The sequence below is a fragment of the Natrinema sp. SYSU A 869 genome (assembly GCF_019879105.1).
Lineage (GTDB): Archaea > Halobacteriota > Halobacteria > Halobacteriales > Natrialbaceae > Natrinema.
The window spans coordinates 2,670,975-2,690,606 of sequence record NZ_CP082249.1; the positions used below are offsets into that span (position 1 = coordinate 2,670,975).

The following is a 19,632-nucleotide window of genomic DNA, read 5'->3' on the forward strand; positions in this document are numbered from 1 at the left end:
CACTGTCGACCCGTGGGTCAAGACAGAACCAAAGGACATAGCGGTCTCTGCCGCGACAACTGTCCGACAGGGGACGATGACCGACGCGAGACAGGGCTGTTACAGATCGCGCTGGAACTCGTCGAAGACCTCGAGGTCGTCGGGGAGGTCGTATGCGAGGTGACGCTGTTCCTGCCGGTTGGTACCGGCGTCGTCGATCGGTGTGGCGACGTCTTCCCAGCCGGGTTTGATCTTGACGCTTTTCGCTGGCATCCCGATCGCGATGTGGTGGGCGGGGATGTCGTTTTGGACGATGCCGCGCGCGCCGACGATGGCGTTTTCGCCGACCTTGCAGCCGGCGCGGACCATCGCGTCGTAGGTGAGCCGGACGTCGTCCTCAACGATGGTGTGGTAGTTGCGGACCTCGGTCTGGTCGACGACATCGTGGTCGTGACTGTAGACGTGGACGCCGTCGGAGATCGAGACGCGGTCGCCGATCGTGAGTTTCCCGCGATCGTCAAGGTGGACGTCGTCGTGGACGACCGTGTTGTCCCCGATCGTGATGTTGTGGCCGTAGGTAAACGAGATGCCCTTGAAGAAGCGACAGTTATCGCCACACTCCTCGAAGAGGTGGTCGGCGAGCATCCGTCGGAACCGCAGGGCGAACTCGATGTTGTCCGCGAGCGGCAGGCTGTCGAACTGTCGCCAGAGCCACTGGAGGTGTTTCGAACGACGGAACTGCTCCTCGTCTTTCTCAGCGTAGTACTCGCTCTCGAGGGTCGTGTTACAGGGATCGTAGCTCTGTAGGCGGACGCGCTCGGCCGGTGAGACCGACTCGCCGTTCTGCCAGCGCTCATAGGCGTCGCGGTCACCCGAGAGATCGATCAGGACGTCCTCGACGACCGAGCAGGTGTCCTCGTCGCTCGAGAGTCGTCGATCGACCTCGTCGATGAACTTGCGCATCCCCGCTTCCGCCTCCTCGGGGAGCGACACGTACCGCTTTGTCATACCCCGAGGTATTGCCCGCCGAGTTGATAGGGGTTCGGTTGTGCGTTCCCGGTTGCCGGACCCACTGGCATGAGGGTTACCTGGTCGGTCCGGCCGACCGATTCCGGGCATACAGCGCTGTCCCTTGCTCCTGGGGGCTCTGTTGAATCGCTGTAAGGCGGTAGATTTCACTGTTTGACGGCACGTTTGATGTTGTAGACGACACACATCAGAGAAATTTCACGGAACTCTCGATACCAGCTACGCGCTCGCACGGCGTAGCCGAGCGAGCGCTTGACGGCTGAGTTGACGGTTTCGGCCATTGACCGCTGAGCGTACCGATCTTCATCAATGCGGGCGTTGTGTGCGTGATCGTACGGAGCGAAGATCCGGTGTTTGATCAGCGGGCGAATGTCGAGTTCACGGAGTCGTTCGCGGAGTTGTTGCTTGTCATAGCCCTTATCAGCGGCTAGAGACCGCAGATCGCCCGCGTTCCGGCGGGCGATCTGCTCACAGAGATCTGCGTCGCTGCCTTCTAACGTCGTCGAGCAGTGAAGATCAAGCACAGCTTGCGTTGCTGTATCGACGAGTTTGGTTACTTTGAGCGTCTGAACGCGATAATTCGTTCGTTGACAGTAGTGACGGCTTGCACGATCTCGTTCATAGAACGTAGCGTCGATCGCAGCGTGCTCAGAGAGGTCGTGTAGCTGCGCCGACTGGCACAGCAACACTCGACAAACGCTCATCTCGATCCGATCAAACGCCTTACACAGCGTAGATGGTGCGGGGAGATCGGCCGTATCAAGGCCGATCTCCCCTGTTATTTGCGGCATTTCCTTCAGCAGATCGATCGTCATTCGATAGGACGTATCGAGGTAAATCCGCAGACAATGCAGGGAAACGAGGGCATAGTCGGTGAATCCGCCGCCACCTTTCGGGGCGGCGGATTCGTCTCCATCGCCAGTAACGTTTTGAGCAATCGGCACAACTGCCCCAATGAAGCGGGAGATTTGGGTCATGAACAACTGAAGTCTCCCGCTTCAAGACCTTCGATTTAGCGAACCATTCCGCCGCTGTCTAGTGATTCAACACAGCCCTCCTGGGTCACTTCTGGTCGGACTCCCAACTCGAGAGAATTAGCGCTGGCAATGCGAGCGCGCCGACCACCAGCAACCCACCGCCCACGACCGCGCCGACCGTGACGCGGTCCCCGGGAATCTCGAGAAACCGTGCGATGAAGAGTCCGAGCGGGACGAGAGCGAGGAGGATCGCCAGTAGGAGCCAGCGGGAACGCCGGGTCCGAGTGCGGGAGTCGTCCATATCCGCATTTGTCAACCGCGGGGCAAGAAGGGTTCGACTCGAGAGACCGGTGTCCCGAATCCGTTCGGATCAGCCGCTCGAGCGTTCCGTTCACCATAAGTTCCCCCGCTACGAAGAGTTGAACATGCAACACAGCGAACTCGGCGACTCCGGAGTCGAGGTCAGCGAAGTCGGTTTCGGCGCGTGGACCGTCGGCACCGACTGGTGGGGCGACCGCTCGGACGACGACGCGATCGAGATGCTGCAGTACGCCGTCGAGCAGGGGATCACCTACGTCGACACGGGCGACGTCTACGGTCACGGCAACAGCGAGGAACTGGTCGGGCGGGCGCTCGCCGAGGTCCGCGACGAGGTCACCATCGCGACGAAGGTCGGCTACGACTTCTATGACAATCCCCAGGCCGGCCACGGCGAACTCCCCAAGGAGATGGATCCGGAGTACCTTCGAGACGCCGTCCACAAGAGTCTCGACCGCCTCGGCATCGACTCCGTCGACGTGCTCCAACTCCACAACGCGGACGTCGACGAGATCACGCCCGACGTGCTCGAACTGCTCGACGAACTCGAGGAGGAGGGCCTGATCGAGGCCACCGGCCTCGCGCTCGGTCCCTCGATCGGCTGGCTCGCGGAGGGCGATCTAGCGATCGAAGAGGAGTTCGATTCCGTCCAACTCGTCTGGAACATGCTCGAGCAGGAGGTCGGCGACCACTTCCTCGAGACGATCGAGCGAACGGGCTCATCGACGAGTCTGATCCCGCGTGTCCCTCACTCCTCGGGGATCCTCAACGAGCAGGTCACTCCCGAGACCGAACTCGGTGAGGGCGACCACCGCGGCTTCCGCCCCGAGGAATGGTACGAGACCGGCTGGGAGAAACTCGAGAAACTGCGATTCCTCGAGCGCGCGGAGCGTGGCTCCGCGGCTAACTCGAGCGAGCAGGGCTCGCGAGAGCACGACGGCGAACGAACGATGAGCCAGGCGTCGATCGCGTGGCTCCTCAGTCACGAGCCGGTCGCGACCGTGACGCCGACCTTCCGTACCAAAGACGACATCGACGAGTGGGCGGCCGCCAGCGACGTGCCGAAGCTCACCGACGAGGAGATGGGCCGCGTCGCGGAGCTGTACGAGAACGATTTTGACATCGACCGCGACGACGGAATGGACTCGCTGCGCTCGTCGGTCGACGGCGCGGACATCAAGTCGGCCGGCCTAGACAAGCTCGCAGCCGACTAATCGAGCGACTCAAGCGGGGCGGAATCTTCCGTCCGGCTCACTCCGACGCGGCTTCGGTAAACCGGAACTCGAGTTCGAGTCTCCCGTCCGTCTTCACGTTCACGCCACCGAATGTATCCGAGAGTTGCTCCCTTGCTTGAGAGCTCGGTTCGACGGTGACCGAGACGCTGTTGCTGTTTGCATTGTACGTGATGTTGCCGACCGTGACGTCGAAGTCGAACAAGTCCGGGATTTCATCCCTGAGGTGTGTTCGCACGTCGTCGACCTCCGACCGAACGTCGGACATCTCGTCGTGTAACGTGCTCATTAATCATGCTAACACCCACCGAGACTTAACGGTTCACCCTGTCTGTTCGTATCGCCTAAACCGCTCAGGTACTCGGCCAGAGGTATCCGGTTGAAGAGACCGGGTCACGCTGGCATTCTGAGCGCGTACAGAATCGCGAACAGTCCCGAGATCTGGCTGAGCTGACTGAGGACGGCGACGACCGTCTCCGAAAGGAACGGGACCAGCACGTAGAGCACTACCAGAAGGAAGGGGACTGCGAGTGCAAAGAGGAAGCCGACGGCGATAACCAGCATCGGCCGACTGTCGTTTCGCCGGTAGCCGCGGTAGGCCTGATAGGCGATGAATAGGCCGATGAGCGCACTCAGAACGTCGGTCGCCTGCACGAACGTCGTGACCCACTCGGCCGGCGACGCCTCCCAGATCTGGATCGGTATCGAGCGCACGTCACATCCCCTCGATTAAGTTCGTGAACCGGTCCGCCATGTCCTCGCGGCGGTCGATACGGAGTCTCAATTCGTCATCCCCTAGCTCGATCGTGATTCGCTCGAGATTAGTCGAGTAGACGGTCCGGTGGTGGCCCCCGTCCGGATCGGGTTTCGTCCGTTCGACGAGGAGATCACACTCGCGGAGGTCTTCCAGTCGCCGGTACACCGTGGGTTGGGACGTGTCGCAGTGGTCGCTCAGAGTGTTCGCTGACATAGGTTCCTTGCTCGTCTTGGTGAGGATCGTTCGCACTGTCGGGTTCTCTAGCAGGGTCCCGATCGTCTCGACATCCGGTTCCTCACTCACGGTACCGACATGTACCGAGAACGAACATAAAGGGATTTTCACAACTGCAGCGGCTGCAGTCGTGCGGGTCGGGTTTTCGTCCCGCGTCCTATTCGTACGTATACGATGCCATCGACTCGTCGCTCAGGAACGGTTGGACGGATCGCCGAACGATTTCACCGCGTCGCGACGGGGCTGGCCGCGCTGTGTGCCAGTCCCGCTGGCGGCTGGCTTCGGCCGACGGCGGCCGGCGGCGTACTACTCGTGCTCGCGAGCGTCGCAGTGAGTCTCGCGTCCGTCCGGGTGCTCGGGGACAGCGTCCGGATTCGCTGGAGCATCGGCACCTACTACGGGCCAGAGTACGCGCCGACGGCCATCGTGCTGGCGCTCTTCCCGGCGATCGCGGCAGCGACCTACCTCGGGCTCCGAGCGCTCGCAACCGTCCTCGAGGGCACCTCCGAGTTCGACCGTCACCGCGGCTACTACGAACTGTGCGTGCTGGCGGTCCTCGCGGTGCTCGTGATCGTCCAGATCGCGGTCATCGCGGCGAATCTCTGGTGAGCGGGACAGAGCGCGCTCGCGACGATCAGTCGTACCGGGCCGTGACCCACTCTTCCCACGTTACCGTCCCGACCGTTCGATCCGGGCAGAGCCCGTCGCCGGCTCTGAACGCGGCCGCAGTCTCGCCCGGGAACGGAAGGCGGACGATGGGGCGTCGCAGTCCACGCACGTCGCAGTAGGTCGCCGCGAGGTCCCTGACGGTTCGTCCCTCGGGCCCGCCGATATCGGGACCCCGTCCGGCCGGGTCGGGCGTCGCGTGGTCGGCAATCGCGTCCGCCGCTTCCCTCACGTCGATCGGCTGGAGCCGAATCCCCGTCGGAAGCGGCCAGACCGGCAGCCACGAGACCGTCTCGAGGATGTCGGCGATGAAGGAGTGGAACTGCGTTGCCCGAACGATGGTCGACGGGACCGCGCTGGCTTCGACGGCCCGCTCAGCCGCCAATTTGTGTTCGTAGTACGAGAAGGAAATCTCGTCGACGCCGACGATGGAGACGTAGACGAAATTTGAGACTCCCGCGTCAGCCGCCGCCTGGAGTAACCGTTCGGTGCCGCGAACGTCGACGGCTTCGGTGTCGCCCTGGGGCGCAGTCGCTGCGTGGACGACCACGTCGATATCTTCGACGGCTCTCCGGATCCCCGTTCCGCCGGCCAGGTCCATCGCGACCCACGCTTCGTCATCGTCGTCGGCCGGCGGCGAGCGACTTGCCGCCCGAACGTCGCGGTTCGCATTTTGCAGTTGAGGGCGCAGTGCCGTCCCGAGTGTTCCGGTCGCACCCGTGAGAAGGATTTGAGTGGGCATCCTGGCTACGGATTCGTCCCGGAGGACCAATGTAGTTACTCGTGAGAACGGGGGGCGGGAGACGAACCACATCTGATGCGACTTGGTGTCAGTAACCGCGTATGGTCGACCCCAAGCACCTGTAATCGGTACTCGGTGAGTGAGTAACACGACCCGCCCGCGTCCTGCCTATATACGTCCCTCTATATCTGGGTCATCTCCCTATCTGGAACGGGACCGAACCGCTAGTCGGCAAACACTCCACCCAGACCCACGAAACCGTGCGAATTCACCTGTTCCGACTGTCGCCGAGAGATTTCGGTGACCGACCCGATGCGCGAGGCGACGCTGGCGAACGGCTGCCCGGTTTGTGGGTGGCCAGTGGTCGAAGACAACTTCGCGACCTGACCCCGTCGCAATCGACGAACGCTCGCATGCGGTCCCGTACTCGTCGCTCGAGCGCCGTGTAACTCTCCTCCCCGTTGCCAATCGCGGCGTCCGCGTAGAGCGAAGCGGACGCGAGCGCACACGGAAGCCGTAGTATTGAAATATCATACTTACAGACGGGTGAGCATGCTTCACAGTGCGGTGACGATCGAATGACGTTACAGCGCTCTTTAGAACGGATCGGCGCGTTGACGAGCAAATACTTCGTCGTCTGGGTGCTGGTCGTCTCTCCGCTGGCACTGTACTCGCCCGAGGCATTCACCTGGATTGCGCCCTACATTACGCCGCTTTTGGGCATCATCATGCTCGGGATGGGACTGACGCTGACCCCCGACGACTTCCGTCGCATCCTCGAGCGGCCGCGGGACGTCTTCATCGGCGCGTTGGGCCAGTGGATTCTGATGCCGACGATCGCCTACGTCCTCGTCGTCACGCTCGGGTTGCCGGAAGAGATCGGTATCGGACTGATCCTTGTCGGCGCAGCGCCGGGCGGCACTGCGTCGAACGTGATGACCTATCTCGGTCGCGGCGACGTCGCACTGTCGGTGTCGATCACGTCGGTAACAACGATCGCCGCACCGCTGGTGATGCCGGCATGGATCGTCCTGCTCGCGGGCGAGTCGATTACGGTTACGTTCGCCGAGATGGCGACATCAATCGTTCAGGTCGTCTTACTCCCGGTCATCGGCGGTCTCGTGTTGCGCTATCTGCTCGACGAGTACGCACCGGCGGTCGCGCAGGTGGGACTGTCGATCTTCCCCGCGATCAGCGTGGTCGCGATCGTCGCCATCGTCGCGGCCGTCGTCGGACTTAGCGTCGAGACGATCCTTGGCGCGAGCGCCCTCATCTTCCTCGCGGTCATTCTGCACAACGGCCTCGGATTGGGTGCCGGCTACGCCATCGGGCACGCGGCGAACATGGCCGAGGACCGGGCGCGAGCGTGTGCGTTCGAAGTCGGCCTGCAGAACAGCGGGCTCGCCGTCGCGCTCGCGACGGCACATTTCAGTCCGAGCGCCGCGCTGATTCCGGCGCTCTTTAGCGTCTGGCACAACGTCTCCGGACCGGCGCTCGCGACCCTGTTCACGCAACTCGACGGTGGCGCGCCTGTCGAGGACGAGGAACCGACCGTCGCCTCCGACTGACCCGCTCGGAGATATCGGGGGCCGAACCGATCGCACAATTTCCGTATAGTCATTTAATTACACCTATGATAGGTTTTTACGGCGGAACAGTGTGTTACTTGGCATCATGAAAAACGTAACGCACGTTCAGAAGGCGTGTGCGTACATCACTCGCGGAACTGGCGAGCTCTTGGTCTTCGAGGGCCCCGGACACGACGGACTGCAGATCCCAAAGGGAACGCTCGAGGCGGGTGAATCACCGCGAGAAGCGCTGTTCAGGGAGGTCCGCGAGGAGAGCGGCCTCGTGACATTGAACGGGACCCAACACCTGACGACCGATATCTGGACGCGCCGCGAAGATCCTCCGAAGCGCTACGTGCGACATTTCTTCCACGCGACGGTGCACGAACCTCGCGACCAGTGGATCCACACTGTCACTGACGGCGGCGAGGAACACGGTGCCGAGTTCGAGTTCCGCTGGATCCAGCCGACGACCATCGGGGACGGCAAGTTCGCGCTCGACCTCGATGAGTACGTCGGCCTGCTCCCGACCGAACCCGAAACCGACGCGGTCGCGAGCGCCTCGGACTGAGCCGCTCGAACGGACCGCTTGAACGGAGCGCTCCACGGTCGCTCGAGGCTCTCGAGGCGCTCGAGTTCGATCGATCCCCGATTACGCCACGATCGGTCCGCGTTGCTGAATCGGCTCGTCGTGCGGTGCGCCGGCGACGCCGCGACACCCGTCGTCCGAGGACAGCGTGACGGTGTCGTCACCCGCGCCGACGGTACAGAACTGGCCGGTCTCGAGCGGCGTTCCATCGACCGCACCCGACCCTGAGACGACGAAACAGAAGCGGGTCCAGTCGTCGGGTCGGTCCCACGACCACGATGCGCTCGGCGCGAGTCGCACGTCGCGGTAGGTCATCGGCGTCTCGAGGGCGAGTGGCGAGCCCTCGCCGACGACGGTCGTGACGGTCGCGCCATCGGACGCCGCGGTCGGGAGTTGCTCGGCCGTCGCGTCCGCGTACGAGGGATCGATCTCTCTGCGATCCCGCGGGAGGTTGACCCACAACTGGAGGCCGCTGCAGGGGCCCTCAGCCGGAAATTCCGAGTGTTCAATGCCCTTCCCGGCCGAGATTCGCATGGCCTCGCCCGCTTGAGCCGTCTCCGTATTGTCAAGCGAGTCGTCGTGAGCCATCCCGCCCTCAAGCATGTACGTGAGGATCTCGAACCCGGAGTGTCGGTGAGTGGGAAACCCCTGATCGGCCGCGATGTGGAACCGCTCGAAGAGAACGAACGGGTCCAGATGCGAGTGCGTCCGCGTGGGGAACGCACGAGTCGCCCGCATCCCGCCGGCGTGGGTCACGTCGGCCGCGTCGTCGGTGGAGACCATTGATATGCGCCGAGTAGGGACTCGAGCGGGAAGAAGAGATGGGGTCCGAGCAGGAGCCGACCGAGAACGCCGTAAATCCGCTCGCCGACCAGAAGAGCTATACAGATTTCGCCGCGTTCCCGGGTATGACCCTCCACCGCCGAAAGTACCGCAGTGTTACCGCAGAGGCGCTTCATCCCGGAACGACCGTTCGATACTCCTATCGAACCGGGAGCTCGCTGGCCACCGTCGTCGAGCGAACCGACTGCCTCGTCACGTTCGTCGGCGAGGACTGCGACGGGACGTTCACCGACGGACAGATCGACCGGCTGTTCGCGGACGGCCGCCTCGAGGTCGTCCTCGATGACGAGGTTCACACGCCGGACGACGAGCGGTCGGAATAAGACAGCGGTCGCCGGCCTTCGTTGATTCGTTTATCGGGAGGGTATGCAGTTACAGTGGGCGGATCCGGTGAGTGCCTGTGGGCCGTCTCTACCAACCACAATTGATGTGTAATTAGACACGATCTCCGTGAGCATGATCTTCAATTTCCTCGACGGAAAGTACAACTACGACGAGCGGACTACGGCACTCGAGTAACGGGTCGACGCCCTCGAAGACAAGCGCTCGTAGCAGCGATCGACCCTATTTCGAGAGCGCTCGCTGGACGGCTTCCGCCACGTTCATCGCCTTTTCGGACAGTTCCTCCGAAACTACCCCGTCGTCGACGGCATCCGTGAGTTCGTCGGCGTCGACGATCTCGACTGTCCCGTCGCCCTGCCGGATCACGTCGACGTAGAGGTCGACGTACCGAGCCGTGTCAGGAAACAGCTCGACCGGCGTACAGACGTTGACGTAGGTCCCCTTCGACGTGCCGTCGGCGGCCTTGTACGTCGTCGGATACCACCAGCGCCCCTCGCGGAACTTTGTCACGGCGACATCGCCGGATTCCTTTGGGATGCCAAGCGCGTCGTAGCTGCCGCCGCCGCTCATGGAGCGCTCGAGGGTCACCTTCCCCTCGGAATCCCAGTCGGTAACCTCGCCGCGACCCAACGAGATGAGCCGGCCGTCGGGCTTGCCGTGGCCGATCTCGAGGCGGTCGCCCTTGGTCGGGCCGAACTGGCGAGCGACCGCGGCGAAGGGGAACTCGTCGCTTTCGACGCCGGCGTCGTCCCCCATCGAACCGCAGACGGCCTCCGCGAAGTCGACCGCCGCGCTCGCGGCCCGATCGGCCGCCTTCGTCCGGTGGTGGCCCGGCATCGTCATCTCGACCCGCCGTCGAACGCCGTCCAGCGCAAACCGAGAGCCGCGGCCGAACCAGCACCACTCCGTCGTCCGGGGCGCAGCGAGCAGTCCCGGCTCGCCCGGCTCGTCCGATGCGTTGGCGAGAGCGTCCTCGAGCGCTCGCACTCGGGTCGCAGCGTCCTCGAGGGCGGTGCTCATCGCCTCGAGGTCGGCGTCGGCGGCGGCGTGTTGCCAGCGCACACCCCATTCCTCCGGGATGTCGACAGAGAGCAGATCGGTCATGCCGACGAGTTCCTCCGCGCGCTCGCCGCGCAGTGCCGCCGAAACGCCAGTCCGGTCACGGGAGAGCGTACAGAGCCCGCCTCCCACCTCGAGGGTCGGCCGCACGAGCGGGCGGTCGTCGTCCCACGGCGGTACAGGCTCGTGAACCTGCACGCGGTACCGGTCGCCGGCGTCGACGTAGCCGTCGGTATCGTCGTATTTGAGATAGCCGCGCCGACCGTCACCGAGGTCGACGACCGCCCCGCTGCCGCCGCCGGCCTCGAGCACTTCCGCGTCGAAGACCGCGCCGCGGGAGGCGTCGTCGTCCCAGCGGAAGGTATCGACAGCGAGCCCCTCGAGTTTGCCCGCGACCGTCTCGACCGCGTCGGGATCGCCCGAGACTTCGACGCCCAATCGATCGCGGGTCGTCTCGATCGAGACGTCAGCCGGTGCGGCGTCGAACGACTGCTCGAAGCGCTCCCGAATCGGCTCGGAAGCCTGGACGACCTCGCAGTCGGCCTCGCTCAGCAGTTGGGTGACTGCCGTCGTGTAGATACCACGGACTCGAGCCGTCGTCATCGCTGTGCCTCCGTCGACCGTCGGTCGTCGACGTTCCGTCGTGGATCGCTCGAGCACGATCCGAACCTACCCTCGAACACGAGGATCACCGTAGCGTTTCGCGGTCGGCTGCGAACCACACCCGGTCGTCGATCGTCGGCCCGAGTGAGAGTTCGACGTACTCCTCGTCCAGAATGCGGCCGCCCTCGACGTACACACCCCACGTCTCGAATCGGAGCCAGCCCCGCATCTCGTCGGCGTGGGTCGTGATATCGGCGTAGTCGACGTCGTGTTCCGGATACTCCGAACTCGAGTGGGCCATGTCCATGTCGGAGTAGACGGTGTCGTGCTCGTCGAAGAAGGCCTCGAGCGCCGCTGCGTCTGCGGCGACGGCGTCGACGACGGCCTCCGAGGCGGTCTGGAGGTCGTCGGTCTCGAGGCCGACGTCGCGAAGCGCCTGCTGGGTTCGCTGGTCGAAGTGCATATCCGCCGATTGGGCCGGGAGGCCTTTGATAATTCCGAGTTGCCATCAGCCACTAAGTCGCTCGGTTCGGGTGGTCTTCGGCGGATATCGGACTGGCCAACCGACAGCGGTAGCGCACGCTATATTGCAGTGAGCCGTGCGAGGTACGAGTGCAACGAGCGCCTCGAGTGTGAACAGTAACCGACGGGAACCGTGAGCCAGCGGCGAATCGCAGCCCGAGTCCGAAATCGTACGAGATTTTTGCAATTGCGTGACTGAAGGCGTGTCAGAGCTTGCTCTAACAGTGGATGAGTGAGTGACTGGCGCGAGATAACGGTCACGCGAACTGTTCGAATGGGCACAAAACGCCCGTGATCAGACGACGGGAACGAACGAATTGGCTAGGGAGGGCGTGGCGATTCCCTGCCACCACGATAGCAGAACGTACTGTCTGCTCCCTCTCTAACTAGTATTCAGTCGTTCCATTTCTCACAGAATTGACCACCTGTCTGATCGGGCAGCGTACCGACAACCGTCATCAGCCACCGCCGCGGACCACGTGACCGTATTTCAGAATTCCCACGAAGACGACACCGCCGACCGCGTTTCCGACAGTCGCCAACACGAGGAACATTACGTAATCGAGCACCGAAACATTTGGCGAGACGAATACGCCGAACAGCACCTCGACGTTCCCCGCGATCGAGTGTGGCAGGTGGAGAATGCCGATCGACGCGGTCACGAGCCAGATGATGAGCAGGCGACTCGTCGTCTCCTGTGCTGCGGTGATCAGCCACGCCAACAACCCCATAAGCCAGCCTGCGAGGACGGCTGCGACGAGCAGCCACCTGAGATCATGATCGACTAACTTGTGGGCGATCGTTCCGAACGCCTCGGGTGAGGCGACCCCGAGATTGGGCATCAGAGTGACGATGAACGCGGTGAACACCGCGCCACCCACGATATTACTCACCCAGACCAATCCCCAGACGCGGGCTAACTCGTCGAACGATGCCCGGCCGTCGAGTACCGGCATCACTGCGAGGGTCGTGTGTTCAGTGAACAGCTCCGAGCGAGCAATAATGACGAAGATGAACCCAACGGAGTAGGCACTCGCCAACAGCAGCTCCGTGCCGAGATCACCGTAGCCGCCCGCAGTGAGTGTGAGCAGGACTGCCATCAGTAGCGGTCCGAATCCGATATCGAGACCGGCCGAAAATCCCGACAGTAAGATCCCGGTCGATTCCCGCTCTATCTCGTGTTGCCCGGATTCGATGAGCGACTCGAGGATATCCGGGGCCGGCGTCTGCTCGCCGGCGGCCGCCGGTTCGGATTCCGATTCCGCCATGTTACACCCGTCCGTTCTCCGCGATGTCGGATACTCGTTTCGCGATTCCGGCCATGCGAATAGTACGACGCGAGCGTGGAAGAAAGACGTGGCGTCGTCAAACGACACGGACCGTGACATGCGAGTCGCCGGTTGCCGAACCTATACTGGGCCGGCTGCTATACACACAGCCATGCAGCGAAGGCGCGACCCGGTCGAACGAGCCGAGGAGCGAAGTGGTGACGGGTCGACGGACCTCTATGACGTCTCGACGTGGGAACCGCGATCGATTCCGGATCTGTTCGCGTACACGCTCTACAAGGCGGTCAGATACGGGTTTCGGGCGATCGTCCTGTTGGTCGCGATTGCGATCACGCTCTCCCTGCTCGTCTCCCCGGCCGCACTCGTCCTCGAGGATCCGTTCATCGCGATCTTCTTCGCGCTCTCGGTCGTCCCCGCCGGGTTGCTCGCGGCCTATATCTGGTATGCGGATATCACGACGAGCGAACCGCTTCGCCTGCTCGTCGTGACCTTCCTGCTGGCGATCCTGTTCGCGACGTTCGCCGCGGTCGTCAACTCCGTGACGCGACCGATATTCGGTGCCGGGTTCGTCGGCAGCCTCCTCTTTTTCTACCTGATCGTCGGTCCGATCGAGGAGACGGTGAAGTTGCTCGCCGTTCAGGTGTTCGCCTACCGAAGTACCAGTTTCAACGCAGTCATCGACGGGGCGGTCTACGGAGCCGTCGCGGGACTGGGCTTTGCGGCTATCGAGAACGCGATCTACATCGGTCGCGTCGTCGGTGAGGCCGAACCCGAGGCCAGCGTGTTCTTCACCGCGGGCGGAATCGCGACGGTCCGCGCGCTGGCCGGTCCCGGCCACGTCATCTACTCTGCGATCGCGGGCTACTATCTCGGACTGGCGAAGTTCAACCGCGACTATGCCGGTCCGATCGTCCTGAAGGGGCTGCTCGTCGCCGCCTTCGTCCACGGGACGTACAACGTCACGGTCGGAATCGTTCCCGGGATTCTCACCGAGTTTTTCCCGATCGGCTTCGGACTGGCGTTCGTGAGTTACGTGGTGCTCTACGACCTCGCAATCGGGTACTACCTCTACCGCAAGATCGATCGCTACCGTCGAACCTATCAGACCGTGACGAGCGACGTCGACGATGACTCGCAACCGGAACTGACCGAGTTCGAGCCACCACAGCGCTGACCGCTCCACTGCCGCGACCACCGCCCGCTCGAGGCGAGTTCCGTTACAGCCACGTCGGGTCGGATACGTCTTCCCCGTTGCCGTCGTGCCACGAGTGAATCGGCGTCCAGTCGAGGAGGGCAGCGGCCTTCGCGTTCGAGAGGGCGGACTCCCTCCCCTCGAGGTCGCAGTCGGCCGGTAGGCCACCACAGACCGCTTCGACCAGTTCTCTCGTGGGACGGCCGAGATAATTCTCGTCGGCGACCGCCAGCACCGTCTCGTGGCCGTCGTGGTCGCTCGCGAGCGCCGCCTCGACCATGCGTGCGAGGTCGCGGACGTCGACGTAGGAGCCGAAGTTCCCGCCCGTCGCCTCGTCCGAGAGGTCCGACCCGTCCTCCGACGGCCGCGCCCGAGTCCTATCGGGGGAGAAGACCGTCGCTGGCCGGATCGTCGTGACGGCGATCCCGTAGCGGCGCGCGATTGCTCGAGCACTCTCTTCCCCGCAAAGCTTCGATAACCCGTAGGGATCCTCGGGCCGGCGGTCGTGGGTCTCGTCGATCGGCAGGAAGTCGGGCGTCCACTCGGTCTCCGAAAACAGCGCGCCGTAGGTCGCCTGCGAGGAGGTCCAGACAACATCGGTCTCCGCTCGGCCGGCCGCGACCAGCACGTTGTACGCGCTCGTGATGTTGTTCTCGAAGAGCTGCGTCCCCGGATTAGAGTTGGGATCCGACATCGCCGCCAGGTGGACGACCGCGTCGGGGTCGACCTCGGCGACCGTCTCCCAGGTCGGCCCCTGTTCGGTCAGGTCGACGGCTCGGAAGTCGGCGTTGGCACGTACGCCGTCGGGCCGCTCGAGATCGAGGCCCACGACGTGGACGCCCCGATCCGCCAGTCGGTCGACGACCCACGAGCCGACGTCGCCGGTCGCACCCGTGACGATGGCGGTGTCTACGTCGTAGTCGAACTCCGGCGTCCGTGATTCGGTCATATCGGCCATCCAACGGCGACCCACTAAACCGTGGCTGCGAACGTTGCCAGGAGAGAGAACCGCAGGCCGTCAGTCGAACTGCGCCTCGAGCAGCCGTTCGACGTACTTCGCGAGTACGTCGACCTCGAGGTGGACTGGATCGCCGGGCTCTTTATCGGCGAGCGTCGTCAGTTCGTAGGTCGTCGGGATGATCGCGACGGTGACCCGCCCGTTTTCCGCATCTAACTCCGCGACGGTCAGGCTGATCCCGTCGAGCGTGATCGATCCCTTCTCGACGACGTAGCGATCGTACCCCTCGGGGAGTTCGAACTCGAAGAACCAGTCACCTCCCGGCTCGTCACCGGTCGGTCGTTCCGAGGCGCGGAGCGCCTCGCCCTCCTCGACCGACTCGACGTTCGAAACGGTTGCGACCGCGTCGACGTGGCCCTGCACGACGTGGCCGTCGAACCGGCCGTCCGCGGGCATCGCCCGCTCGAGATTGACCGCGTCGCCCTCGGCGAGGTCGCCCAGATACGTCCGCTCGACGGTTTCCGTCGCGAGGAAGACCTCAAACCACTCGCTCGCAACGAACTGCTCGACCGTGAGACACGCGCCGCTGACGCTAATGCTCTGGCCGTGCTCGAGCCCCCTCGCGACCTCGTTGGCTCCGATCCGCAGCCGGAGGCCGTCATCGGTTCGCTCTCGAGTGACGATTTCGCCGGTCTCCTCGACGATCCCCGTGAACATGTCCGGAACTGACGGGCGACGAGGCAAAGCCGTTCCGGGTCCGACCGTGATGGAACCGGGACGCGTTGATCCGAGCGTGAATTGTCGTCGTGCTTTTGGCAGTACCCCTACTATCCCACCTCAATGGCCGGCATCATCGATACGATCAAACTCGCGGGTACACTCGTCTTCGCACTTCCCGCCGCAATCGCCGGGATCGGGCTTCTCACGGAGGGACAGACCGCGTTCGGTGCGGTGCTCATCGGGCTCGCGATCGCGCTCGTAGTCGTCCAGCACTGGCTGACGATGCCAACTGATATCCCCGAAATACTAGCAAAACGGGTCATCGGAACGGTCGCGAAAGAGCCAGAGTCCGAGTCGGACGACGATCGATAGCGCTGTACCGACTCGTTCTCGATCCCGCGATCGACTCGCGACGAACGCCGATCGACGGCACGCGCGATACCACGGGCACAGCCCCTTCCCGACGCGGGACGAAAGGGCTGCTATGGGAACCGCATGCACGTACTGCGGCAGTGATATCGAACGACACGATCCCGTGTACGTGAGCGAAGGCGAGAACGACGGCATCACTCGAGCGGGACAGTTCTGTAACTACGCCTGTCTGCACAGATACATTAACGACGAGAACCTGACAGCCGGTGCCGCCTGTGAGTGGAACCCACAGTCCTGAATCGATCAGTATCACGGCGACTGATCGTCAAGCGAGGCGCGTCCGAACGCATCCACCTCGAGTGCGGCGAGCACTACCCAGTGGTGTAGCTCACCGCCGCCGAGAAGCCGGTCATTGATCAGTCTCGCATACACGATCCGGCTGGGAGGGCATGGCGATTCCCTACCGCCACGATAGCAGAAACCCGTCTCCGCCAACAGCTATTCGAACAAGCATCTGCATTACACCTCGAGTAGCGTCTAGAAACACCACGTCCATTACTCGAGTAGTGCGGTCGGCTCGAGCGATTGTGACGGCGCGGCGAGCCAGTCGGGGCGCTCGCCCTCGCCGTTCACCGCCAGCACGTCGGCGATCCGAATCCGAGTTCCAGTCTCGACCTGGCCGGCCACGTCGAGTCGCACCACTGTTCCGGGAGCGATGTCATCGCCACCATCGATGGGCCGTTCGTGTGGCTCGAGCCCGACACCGGATACCTCGGTTTCGATCGCGTCGCCCTCGGCGAAGCCGAACGAGCGGACCTCCGCCTCGAGGTCGGCTTCGACGGCGGTCACCGATTCCGTCCCGGCGGTCAGCATCGACCGCGCGGACCGGAACGACTGGGTGACAGCGACGTGGACCCGCCGCTCCCGGCCGCCGTCACTGTCGACGACGAGCGTCCGAACGAGGCCGCCGTAATAGCCAGCCGGACCGCGGGGCGCAACCGCGATAACGATCGGCTCGCCCGGTCGGAGCGGAGCGTCCGTGTCGGAGCCCCGGCTCGAGTCAGGATTGATAGCAGTGTTGCCGGCTGGAAACGCGCCCGCGCCGACGATCGCCTCGTCGATTGCGATCCGGAGTCGGGCGGGCGTCAGCGGCCCGCTCTCAGTCTCGTCTTCACTGTTGACCGCGAGCTGCCCGTCGACGACCGTCGCGTCGGCGAGGATCGACGCCGCTCGCCGAACCCCGGCACTCGCCGCTCGCTGGGCGTCTTCGATCGCCGCTCGCTCGCCGTCCGTCTTCGTCGCTCGGGCCCGCTCGAGGGCATCCGTCGATGCGAGGTCAAAGCCCGCCCCCTCGAGGTAGAGCGCGGCGTCGTGTGGGACTCGCGGCGGGGTCAGAATCGTGCCCTTGAGGTTGCGGTCGGCAAGCACCGACGCGAGTCGCTGGGCGGGGTGGCCGCTCGTGTCGTCGCCTGCTGACCGGACGAGCCACTCGCTTTCGGTACTGTCGTACGCGATCGCGGTGAGGCCAGTCGTCGGTGTCGGACAGCCATACCGGATCCCCGGATCGCGTTCGGTCCCGACGTGACCGAACGCGGTCGCGTCGCGTTCCGCGAGGACGGCCGACACGACGCCGGCCGCGTAGTCGCGTCGCTCGAGGCGTAACGCAGCGTTGTCGTCGACTCGATCCCCATCCCCGTCCGTAACGCCGCCGGTCCCACCGGTCACGGCGCTTCAGCTTCGGGCTCGATCTCGTCTGCATCCGCATCGGGGACGGGTTCCTGGGCCTGCTCGATCAGTTCCTCGAGTGTCGAATCGGTCAGCTGATTCTTGAGCAGGACGTCGACCGGCAGCGTCGGCGCGCCGTCGACGAGGTTCTCGAGCAAGACGAGTCGTTCGCGGGCCCGAGACATGCCGACGTAGAAGACCCGGCGTTCGTTATCGGTCAGCACCGGTACCGGCGAGGTGGTCTTAGTGAATTCCTCGCAGGCGGGAATATCCTTGGGGTCGTCGACGGTAGCGACCATCTGCTCGACGACCTTTTCCGTGAGGTCCGTTCCGACGAGGACGTGGTCGGCCTCGCGACCCTTTGCGGAGTGGATTGTGCCGACGCGGACGCGGTCGGTGTCCATCCCCTGATACTCGCCGATCGCGAAGTACGATCGGATGCTCTTCTTCTGGAAGTTGGTGACTTTCCGGAGCATGTCGGCAGCCGATCCGGGACCGGGCATGAACGGGGCGTGGTCCTCGATAACCTCGGCGGGGATCATGAGCTCCTCTAAGTCCTCGATACCGGCTTCCTCCTGCCGATCGTCGATGTCGTCGAAGAGATCGTCGCGTTCCTTGGTACCGAAGGCCGACTCCTGGAGCATGTCGGCGAGTCGGCGAGCCTGAAGGCCGGTGACATCCTCGCCGGCGTCGATTGCCTCAACCGCCCGGACGTACTGCGTGAGTCGGTCGGTCCACATCCGCTGGTCGGTCAGCGATGTGAACGGAACGCCCTCGGTGATGAACTCGTCGATGAACTGGAACATCTGGTAGCGCGCCCGGAACAACACCATTACGGTATCGTCGCCCTCGACGAGCGTTCGTCGGACCATCCGGACCACGTCAAGCATCGAGCCGTTCGTGCGGGCCTCGACGGAACCGCCTTCGGTGCGCGGCTTGAGGTCCTTATCTTGGCGCTGGTCGATGTGTCGGATTTCCTTGTTGACCGCGTTGAGGACGTTCGACGGCAGTCGGTAGGAGTTCGGAAGAATGACGTCCTCGTCGACCTCTTCATCGAGGAGGAGTGCGGGATCGGCACCCTGCCAGGAGTAGACGACCTGGTCGTCGTCGCCGGCGATCAGGACCTGCTCCATGTGGGGTTTCCACTCCTCGTAGACGTCGTACTGCAGTGTAGTGATGTCCTGGAACTCGTCGATGACCAGATAGTCGACGCTTGGCAGCAGCGAGCGCTGTTCGACTCGCTCGAGCATGTCGGCGAAGCCGATCTTGCCGTGTTCGCCCTTGTAGGAGCGCCATGCGCGGATCGCTTCAGGAACATCGATCCGGTCGTCGTCGCTGGGCCAGGTTGGCGTGTACTTGTTGCCTTCTTGGGCATTGGGATCGATTTCGGGCGGAAGACGGATCTCTTCTTCGTCCCACTGGAAGGGGACATCGTACCAGTCGGTTACCTCACGGCTGGTCCGCTGGAGCCACTGGCTCGTCGCGATGATCTTGTTGCCGATCGTCGTCGACCGCGCAGTACGGCGGCCGGCACCCGAATACTCGTCCTCGTACTCGATGCCGTACTCATCGCAGAACTCCTCTTTGTCGGATTCGCCGATGACGTCGCTTCGAGAGAGATCGAGCAGCTCGTAGGCCTTTGCGTGCATCGTACAGACGTTGCCTTGGAGTGCACGTGGGCTTTCGTCGAGTCGCTCGGCGAGGCGTTCCCGAATCTCCTGGGCCGCCGCTCGTGTATACGAGACGACAAGAATGTCGCGAAAGGTGACGCCGTCCTGCTCGAGAATAGCTTCGACGCGGTCGAGAAGGGCGGTCGTCTTACCGCTTCCCGGACCACCGAACAGGCGGGTAACCGTCGTGTCCGTCGTAGTCATTGTAGCTGAACAAGTGCGCGACACCCATAAGTGACGTGGGTT

23 protein-coding genes are annotated in these 19,632 nt (G+C 63.5%); 8 read left to right on the forward strand and 15 right to left on the reverse strand.

Going from position 1 to position 19,632, the window contains the following annotated elements; translation table 11 throughout:
* Positions 1 to 99: 99 nt before the first annotated feature.
* The 3 genes from K6I40_RS21370 to K6I40_RS21380 all read right to left on the reverse strand — a co-directional run bounded on the left by K6I40_RS21370 (position 100) and on the right by K6I40_RS21380 (position 2,286).
* Positions 100 to 987, reverse strand: a complete 888-nt coding sequence (locus K6I40_RS21370; protein WP_222916346.1) for an acyltransferase — start codon at positions 985 to 987, stop codon at positions 100 to 102.
* A 167-nt stretch (positions 988 to 1,154) separates the two neighbouring features.
* Positions 1,155 to 1,985 carry an IS5 family transposase gene (locus K6I40_RS21375; protein WP_222912741.1) on the reverse strand — a complete coding sequence of 277 codons (831 nt, stop codon included), beginning with the start codon at positions 1,983 to 1,985 and terminating at the stop codon, positions 1,155 to 1,157.
* Positions 1,986 to 2,070: 85 nt separating this feature from the next.
* Positions 2,071 to 2,286 (reverse strand): hypothetical protein, encoded by a 216-nt coding sequence (locus K6I40_RS21380; protein WP_222916348.1) that lies wholly within the window; start codon positions 2,284 to 2,286, stop codon positions 2,071 to 2,073.
* 124 nt (positions 2,287 to 2,410) lie between these two features.
* On the opposite strand from K6I40_RS21380, the gene K6I40_RS21385 reads away from it, so the two are divergent.
* Positions 2,411 to 3,517: an aldo/keto reductase gene (locus K6I40_RS21385; RefSeq protein ID WP_222916350.1), complete on the forward strand. Its 1,107-nt coding sequence runs from the start codon at positions 2,411 to 2,413 to the stop codon at positions 3,515 to 3,517.
* Between the two features lie 37 nt (positions 3,518 to 3,554).
* Here K6I40_RS21385 and K6I40_RS21390 read toward each other — a convergent pair whose 3' ends face one another.
* The 3 genes from K6I40_RS21390 to K6I40_RS21400 form a co-directional block, all read right to left on the reverse strand.
* Complete coding sequence (locus tag K6I40_RS21390) at positions 3,555 to 3,824, reverse strand: hypothetical protein (RefSeq protein WP_222916352.1); 270 nt, start codon at positions 3,822 to 3,824, stop codon at positions 3,555 to 3,557.
* A gap of 104 nt (positions 3,825 to 3,928) precedes the next feature.
* Positions 3,929 to 4,249 carry a hypothetical protein gene (locus K6I40_RS21395; protein ID WP_222916354.1) on the reverse strand — a complete coding sequence of 107 codons (321 nt, stop codon included), beginning with the start codon at positions 4,247 to 4,249 and terminating at the stop codon, positions 3,929 to 3,931.
* A 1-nt stretch (position 4,250) separates the two neighbouring features.
* On the reverse strand, positions 4,251 to 4,595 hold the full coding sequence (locus K6I40_RS21400) for a winged helix-turn-helix domain-containing protein (protein ID WP_222916356.1): 345 nt from the start codon (positions 4,593 to 4,595) through the stop codon (positions 4,251 to 4,253).
* Between the two features lie 105 nt (positions 4,596 to 4,700).
* On the opposite strand from K6I40_RS21400, the gene K6I40_RS21405 reads away from it, so the two are divergent.
* Positions 4,701 to 5,135 carry a hypothetical protein gene (locus K6I40_RS21405; protein ID WP_222916358.1) on the forward strand — a complete coding sequence of 145 codons (435 nt, stop codon included), beginning with the start codon at positions 4,701 to 4,703 and terminating at the stop codon, positions 5,133 to 5,135.
* 25 nt (positions 5,136 to 5,160) lie between these two features.
* Here K6I40_RS21405 and K6I40_RS21410 read toward each other — a convergent pair whose 3' ends face one another.
* Positions 5,161 to 5,934 (reverse strand): NAD(P)H-binding protein, encoded by a 774-nt coding sequence (locus K6I40_RS21410; protein ID WP_222916360.1) that lies wholly within the window; start codon positions 5,932 to 5,934, stop codon positions 5,161 to 5,163.
* Positions 5,935 to 6,512: 578 nt separating this feature from the next.
* Here K6I40_RS21410 and K6I40_RS21415 point away from each other — a divergent pair.
* Together K6I40_RS21415 and K6I40_RS21420 are read left to right on the forward strand one after the other, a co-directional pair.
* Positions 6,513 to 7,502 carry a bile acid:sodium symporter family protein gene (locus K6I40_RS21415; RefSeq protein ID WP_222916362.1) on the forward strand — a complete coding sequence of 330 codons (990 nt, stop codon included), beginning with the start codon at positions 6,513 to 6,515 and terminating at the stop codon, positions 7,500 to 7,502.
* A gap of 106 nt (positions 7,503 to 7,608) precedes the next feature.
* Positions 7,609 to 8,073 carry an NUDIX domain-containing protein gene (locus tag K6I40_RS21420; RefSeq protein ID WP_222916364.1) on the forward strand — a complete coding sequence of 155 codons (465 nt, stop codon included), beginning with the start codon at positions 7,609 to 7,611 and terminating at the stop codon, positions 8,071 to 8,073.
* A gap of 81 nt (positions 8,074 to 8,154) precedes the next feature.
* On the opposite strand, the gene K6I40_RS21425 is transcribed toward K6I40_RS21420, so the two are convergent.
* Positions 8,155 to 8,874, reverse strand: a complete 720-nt coding sequence (locus tag K6I40_RS21425; protein WP_222916366.1) for a pirin family protein — start codon at positions 8,872 to 8,874, stop codon at positions 8,155 to 8,157.
* Positions 8,875 to 8,999: 125 nt separating this feature from the next.
* On the opposite strand from K6I40_RS21425, the gene K6I40_RS21430 reads away from it, so the two are divergent.
* Positions 9,000 to 9,257 (forward strand): hypothetical protein, encoded by a 258-nt coding sequence (locus K6I40_RS21430; RefSeq protein ID WP_222920426.1) that lies wholly within the window; start codon positions 9,000 to 9,002, stop codon positions 9,255 to 9,257.
* Positions 9,258 to 9,498: 241 nt separating this feature from the next.
* Here K6I40_RS21430 and K6I40_RS21435 read toward each other — a convergent pair whose 3' ends face one another.
* The 3 genes from K6I40_RS21435 to K6I40_RS21445 all read right to left on the reverse strand — a co-directional run bounded on the left by K6I40_RS21435 (position 9,499) and on the right by K6I40_RS21445 (position 12,728).
* Positions 9,499 to 10,938 carry a DUF402 domain-containing protein gene (locus K6I40_RS21435; RefSeq protein ID WP_222916368.1) on the reverse strand — a complete coding sequence of 480 codons (1,440 nt, stop codon included), beginning with the start codon at positions 10,936 to 10,938 and terminating at the stop codon, positions 9,499 to 9,501.
* An 85-nt stretch (positions 10,939 to 11,023) separates the two neighbouring features.
* Positions 11,024 to 11,401, reverse strand: coding sequence for a hypothetical protein (locus tag K6I40_RS21440; RefSeq protein ID WP_222916371.1), 378 nt, complete (start codon positions 11,399 to 11,401; stop codon positions 11,024 to 11,026).
* 517 nt (positions 11,402 to 11,918) lie between these two features.
* Positions 11,919 to 12,728, reverse strand: a complete 810-nt coding sequence (locus tag K6I40_RS21445) for a formate/nitrite transporter family protein (protein WP_222916373.1) — start codon at positions 12,726 to 12,728, stop codon at positions 11,919 to 11,921.
* A 172-nt stretch (positions 12,729 to 12,900) separates the two neighbouring features.
* On the opposite strand from K6I40_RS21445, the gene K6I40_RS21450 reads away from it, so the two are divergent.
* Positions 12,901 to 13,923: a PrsW family glutamic-type intramembrane protease gene (locus K6I40_RS21450; RefSeq protein ID WP_222916375.1), complete on the forward strand. Its 1,023-nt coding sequence runs from the start codon at positions 12,901 to 12,903 to the stop codon at positions 13,921 to 13,923.
* A gap of 43 nt (positions 13,924 to 13,966) precedes the next feature.
* Here K6I40_RS21450 and K6I40_RS21455 read toward each other — a convergent pair whose 3' ends face one another.
* Positions 13,967 to 14,899, reverse strand: coding sequence for an NAD(P)-dependent oxidoreductase (locus K6I40_RS21455; RefSeq protein WP_222916377.1), 933 nt, complete (start codon positions 14,897 to 14,899; stop codon positions 13,967 to 13,969).
* Between the two features lie 60 nt (positions 14,900 to 14,959).
* On the reverse strand, positions 14,960 to 15,616 hold the full coding sequence (locus K6I40_RS21460) for a riboflavin synthase (RefSeq protein WP_222916379.1): 657 nt from the start codon (positions 15,614 to 15,616) through the stop codon (positions 14,960 to 14,962).
* A 123-nt stretch (positions 15,617 to 15,739) separates the two neighbouring features.
* Here K6I40_RS21460 and K6I40_RS21465 point away from each other — a divergent pair, with 123 nt between their 5' ends.
* Positions 15,740 to 15,991 (forward strand): hypothetical protein, encoded by a 252-nt coding sequence (locus tag K6I40_RS21465; RefSeq protein ID WP_222916381.1) that lies wholly within the window; start codon positions 15,740 to 15,742, stop codon positions 15,989 to 15,991.
* Between the two features lie 112 nt (positions 15,992 to 16,103).
* Complete coding sequence (locus K6I40_RS21470) at positions 16,104 to 16,289, forward strand: hypothetical protein (protein ID WP_222916383.1); 186 nt, start codon at positions 16,104 to 16,106, stop codon at positions 16,287 to 16,289.
* Positions 16,290 to 16,546: 257 nt separating this feature from the next.
* On the opposite strand, the gene K6I40_RS21475 is transcribed toward K6I40_RS21470, so the two are convergent.
* Positions 16,547 to 17,716 (reverse strand): M24 family metallopeptidase, encoded by a 1,170-nt coding sequence (locus tag K6I40_RS21475; RefSeq protein ID WP_222916385.1) that lies wholly within the window; start codon positions 17,714 to 17,716, stop codon positions 16,547 to 16,549.
* Positions 17,713 to 19,590 (reverse strand): ATP-dependent helicase, encoded by a 1,878-nt coding sequence (locus K6I40_RS21480; protein ID WP_222916393.1) that lies wholly within the window; start codon positions 19,588 to 19,590, stop codon positions 17,713 to 17,715. The genes K6I40_RS21475 and K6I40_RS21480 overlap by 4 nt, the downstream gene beginning before the upstream one ends.
* Positions 19,591 to 19,632 lie beyond the last annotated feature (42 nt).

Bases quoted from the DNA above. Each gene is read 5' to 3' on its own strand.
- K6I40_RS21370 (WP_222916346.1), bottom strand. From the start codon at position 987: ATGACAAAGCGGTACGTGTCGCTCCCCGAGGAGGCGGAAGCGGGGATG.
- K6I40_RS21375 (WP_222912741.1), bottom strand. From the start codon at position 1,985: ATGACCCAAATCTCCCGCTTCATTGGGGCAGTTGTGCCGATTGCTCAA.
- K6I40_RS21380 (WP_222916348.1), bottom strand. From the start codon at position 2,286: ATGGACGACTCCCGCACTCGGACCCGGCGTTCCCGCTGGCTCCTACTG.
- K6I40_RS21385 (WP_222916350.1), top strand. From the start codon at position 2,411: ATGCAACACAGCGAACTCGGCGACTCCGGAGTCGAGGTCAGCGAAGTC.
- K6I40_RS21390 (WP_222916352.1), bottom strand. From the start codon at position 3,824: ATGAGCACGTTACACGACGAGATGTCCGACGTTCGGTCGGAGGTCGAC.
- K6I40_RS21405 (WP_222916358.1), top strand. From the start codon at position 4,701: ATGCCATCGACTCGTCGCTCAGGAACGGTTGGACGGATCGCCGAACGA.
- K6I40_RS21410 (WP_222916360.1), bottom strand. From the start codon at position 5,934: ATGCCCACTCAAATCCTTCTCACGGGTGCGACCGGAACACTCGGGACG.
- K6I40_RS21415 (WP_222916362.1), top strand. From the start codon at position 6,513: ATGACGTTACAGCGCTCTTTAGAACGGATCGGCGCGTTGACGAGCAAA.
- K6I40_RS21420 (WP_222916364.1), top strand. From the start codon at position 7,609: ATGAAAAACGTAACGCACGTTCAGAAGGCGTGTGCGTACATCACTCGC.
- K6I40_RS21425 (WP_222916366.1), bottom strand. From the start codon at position 8,874: ATGGTCTCCACCGACGACGCGGCCGACGTGACCCACGCCGGCGGGATG.
- K6I40_RS21430 (WP_222920426.1), top strand. From the start codon at position 9,000: ATGACCCTCCACCGCCGAAAGTACCGCAGTGTTACCGCAGAGGCGCTT.
- K6I40_RS21435 (WP_222916368.1), bottom strand. From the start codon at position 10,938: ATGACGACGGCTCGAGTCCGTGGTATCTACACGACGGCAGTCACCCAA.
- K6I40_RS21440 (WP_222916371.1), bottom strand. From the start codon at position 11,401: ATGCACTTCGACCAGCGAACCCAGCAGGCGCTTCGCGACGTCGGCCTC.
- K6I40_RS21445 (WP_222916373.1), bottom strand. From the start codon at position 12,728: ATGGCGGAATCGGAATCCGAACCGGCGGCCGCCGGCGAGCAGACGCCG.
- K6I40_RS21450 (WP_222916375.1), top strand. From the start codon at position 12,901: ATGCAGCGAAGGCGCGACCCGGTCGAACGAGCCGAGGAGCGAAGTGGT.
- K6I40_RS21455 (WP_222916377.1), bottom strand. From the start codon at position 14,899: ATGGCCGATATGACCGAATCACGGACGCCGGAGTTCGACTACGACGTA.
- K6I40_RS21460 (WP_222916379.1), bottom strand. From the start codon at position 15,616: ATGTTCACGGGGATCGTCGAGGAGACCGGCGAAATCGTCACTCGAGAG.
- K6I40_RS21465 (WP_222916381.1), top strand. From the start codon at position 15,740: ATGGCCGGCATCATCGATACGATCAAACTCGCGGGTACACTCGTCTTC.
- K6I40_RS21470 (WP_222916383.1), top strand. From the start codon at position 16,104: ATGGGAACCGCATGCACGTACTGCGGCAGTGATATCGAACGACACGAT.
- K6I40_RS21480 (WP_222916393.1), bottom strand. From the start codon at position 19,590: ATGACTACGACGGACACGACGGTTACCCGCCTGTTCGGTGGTCCGGGA.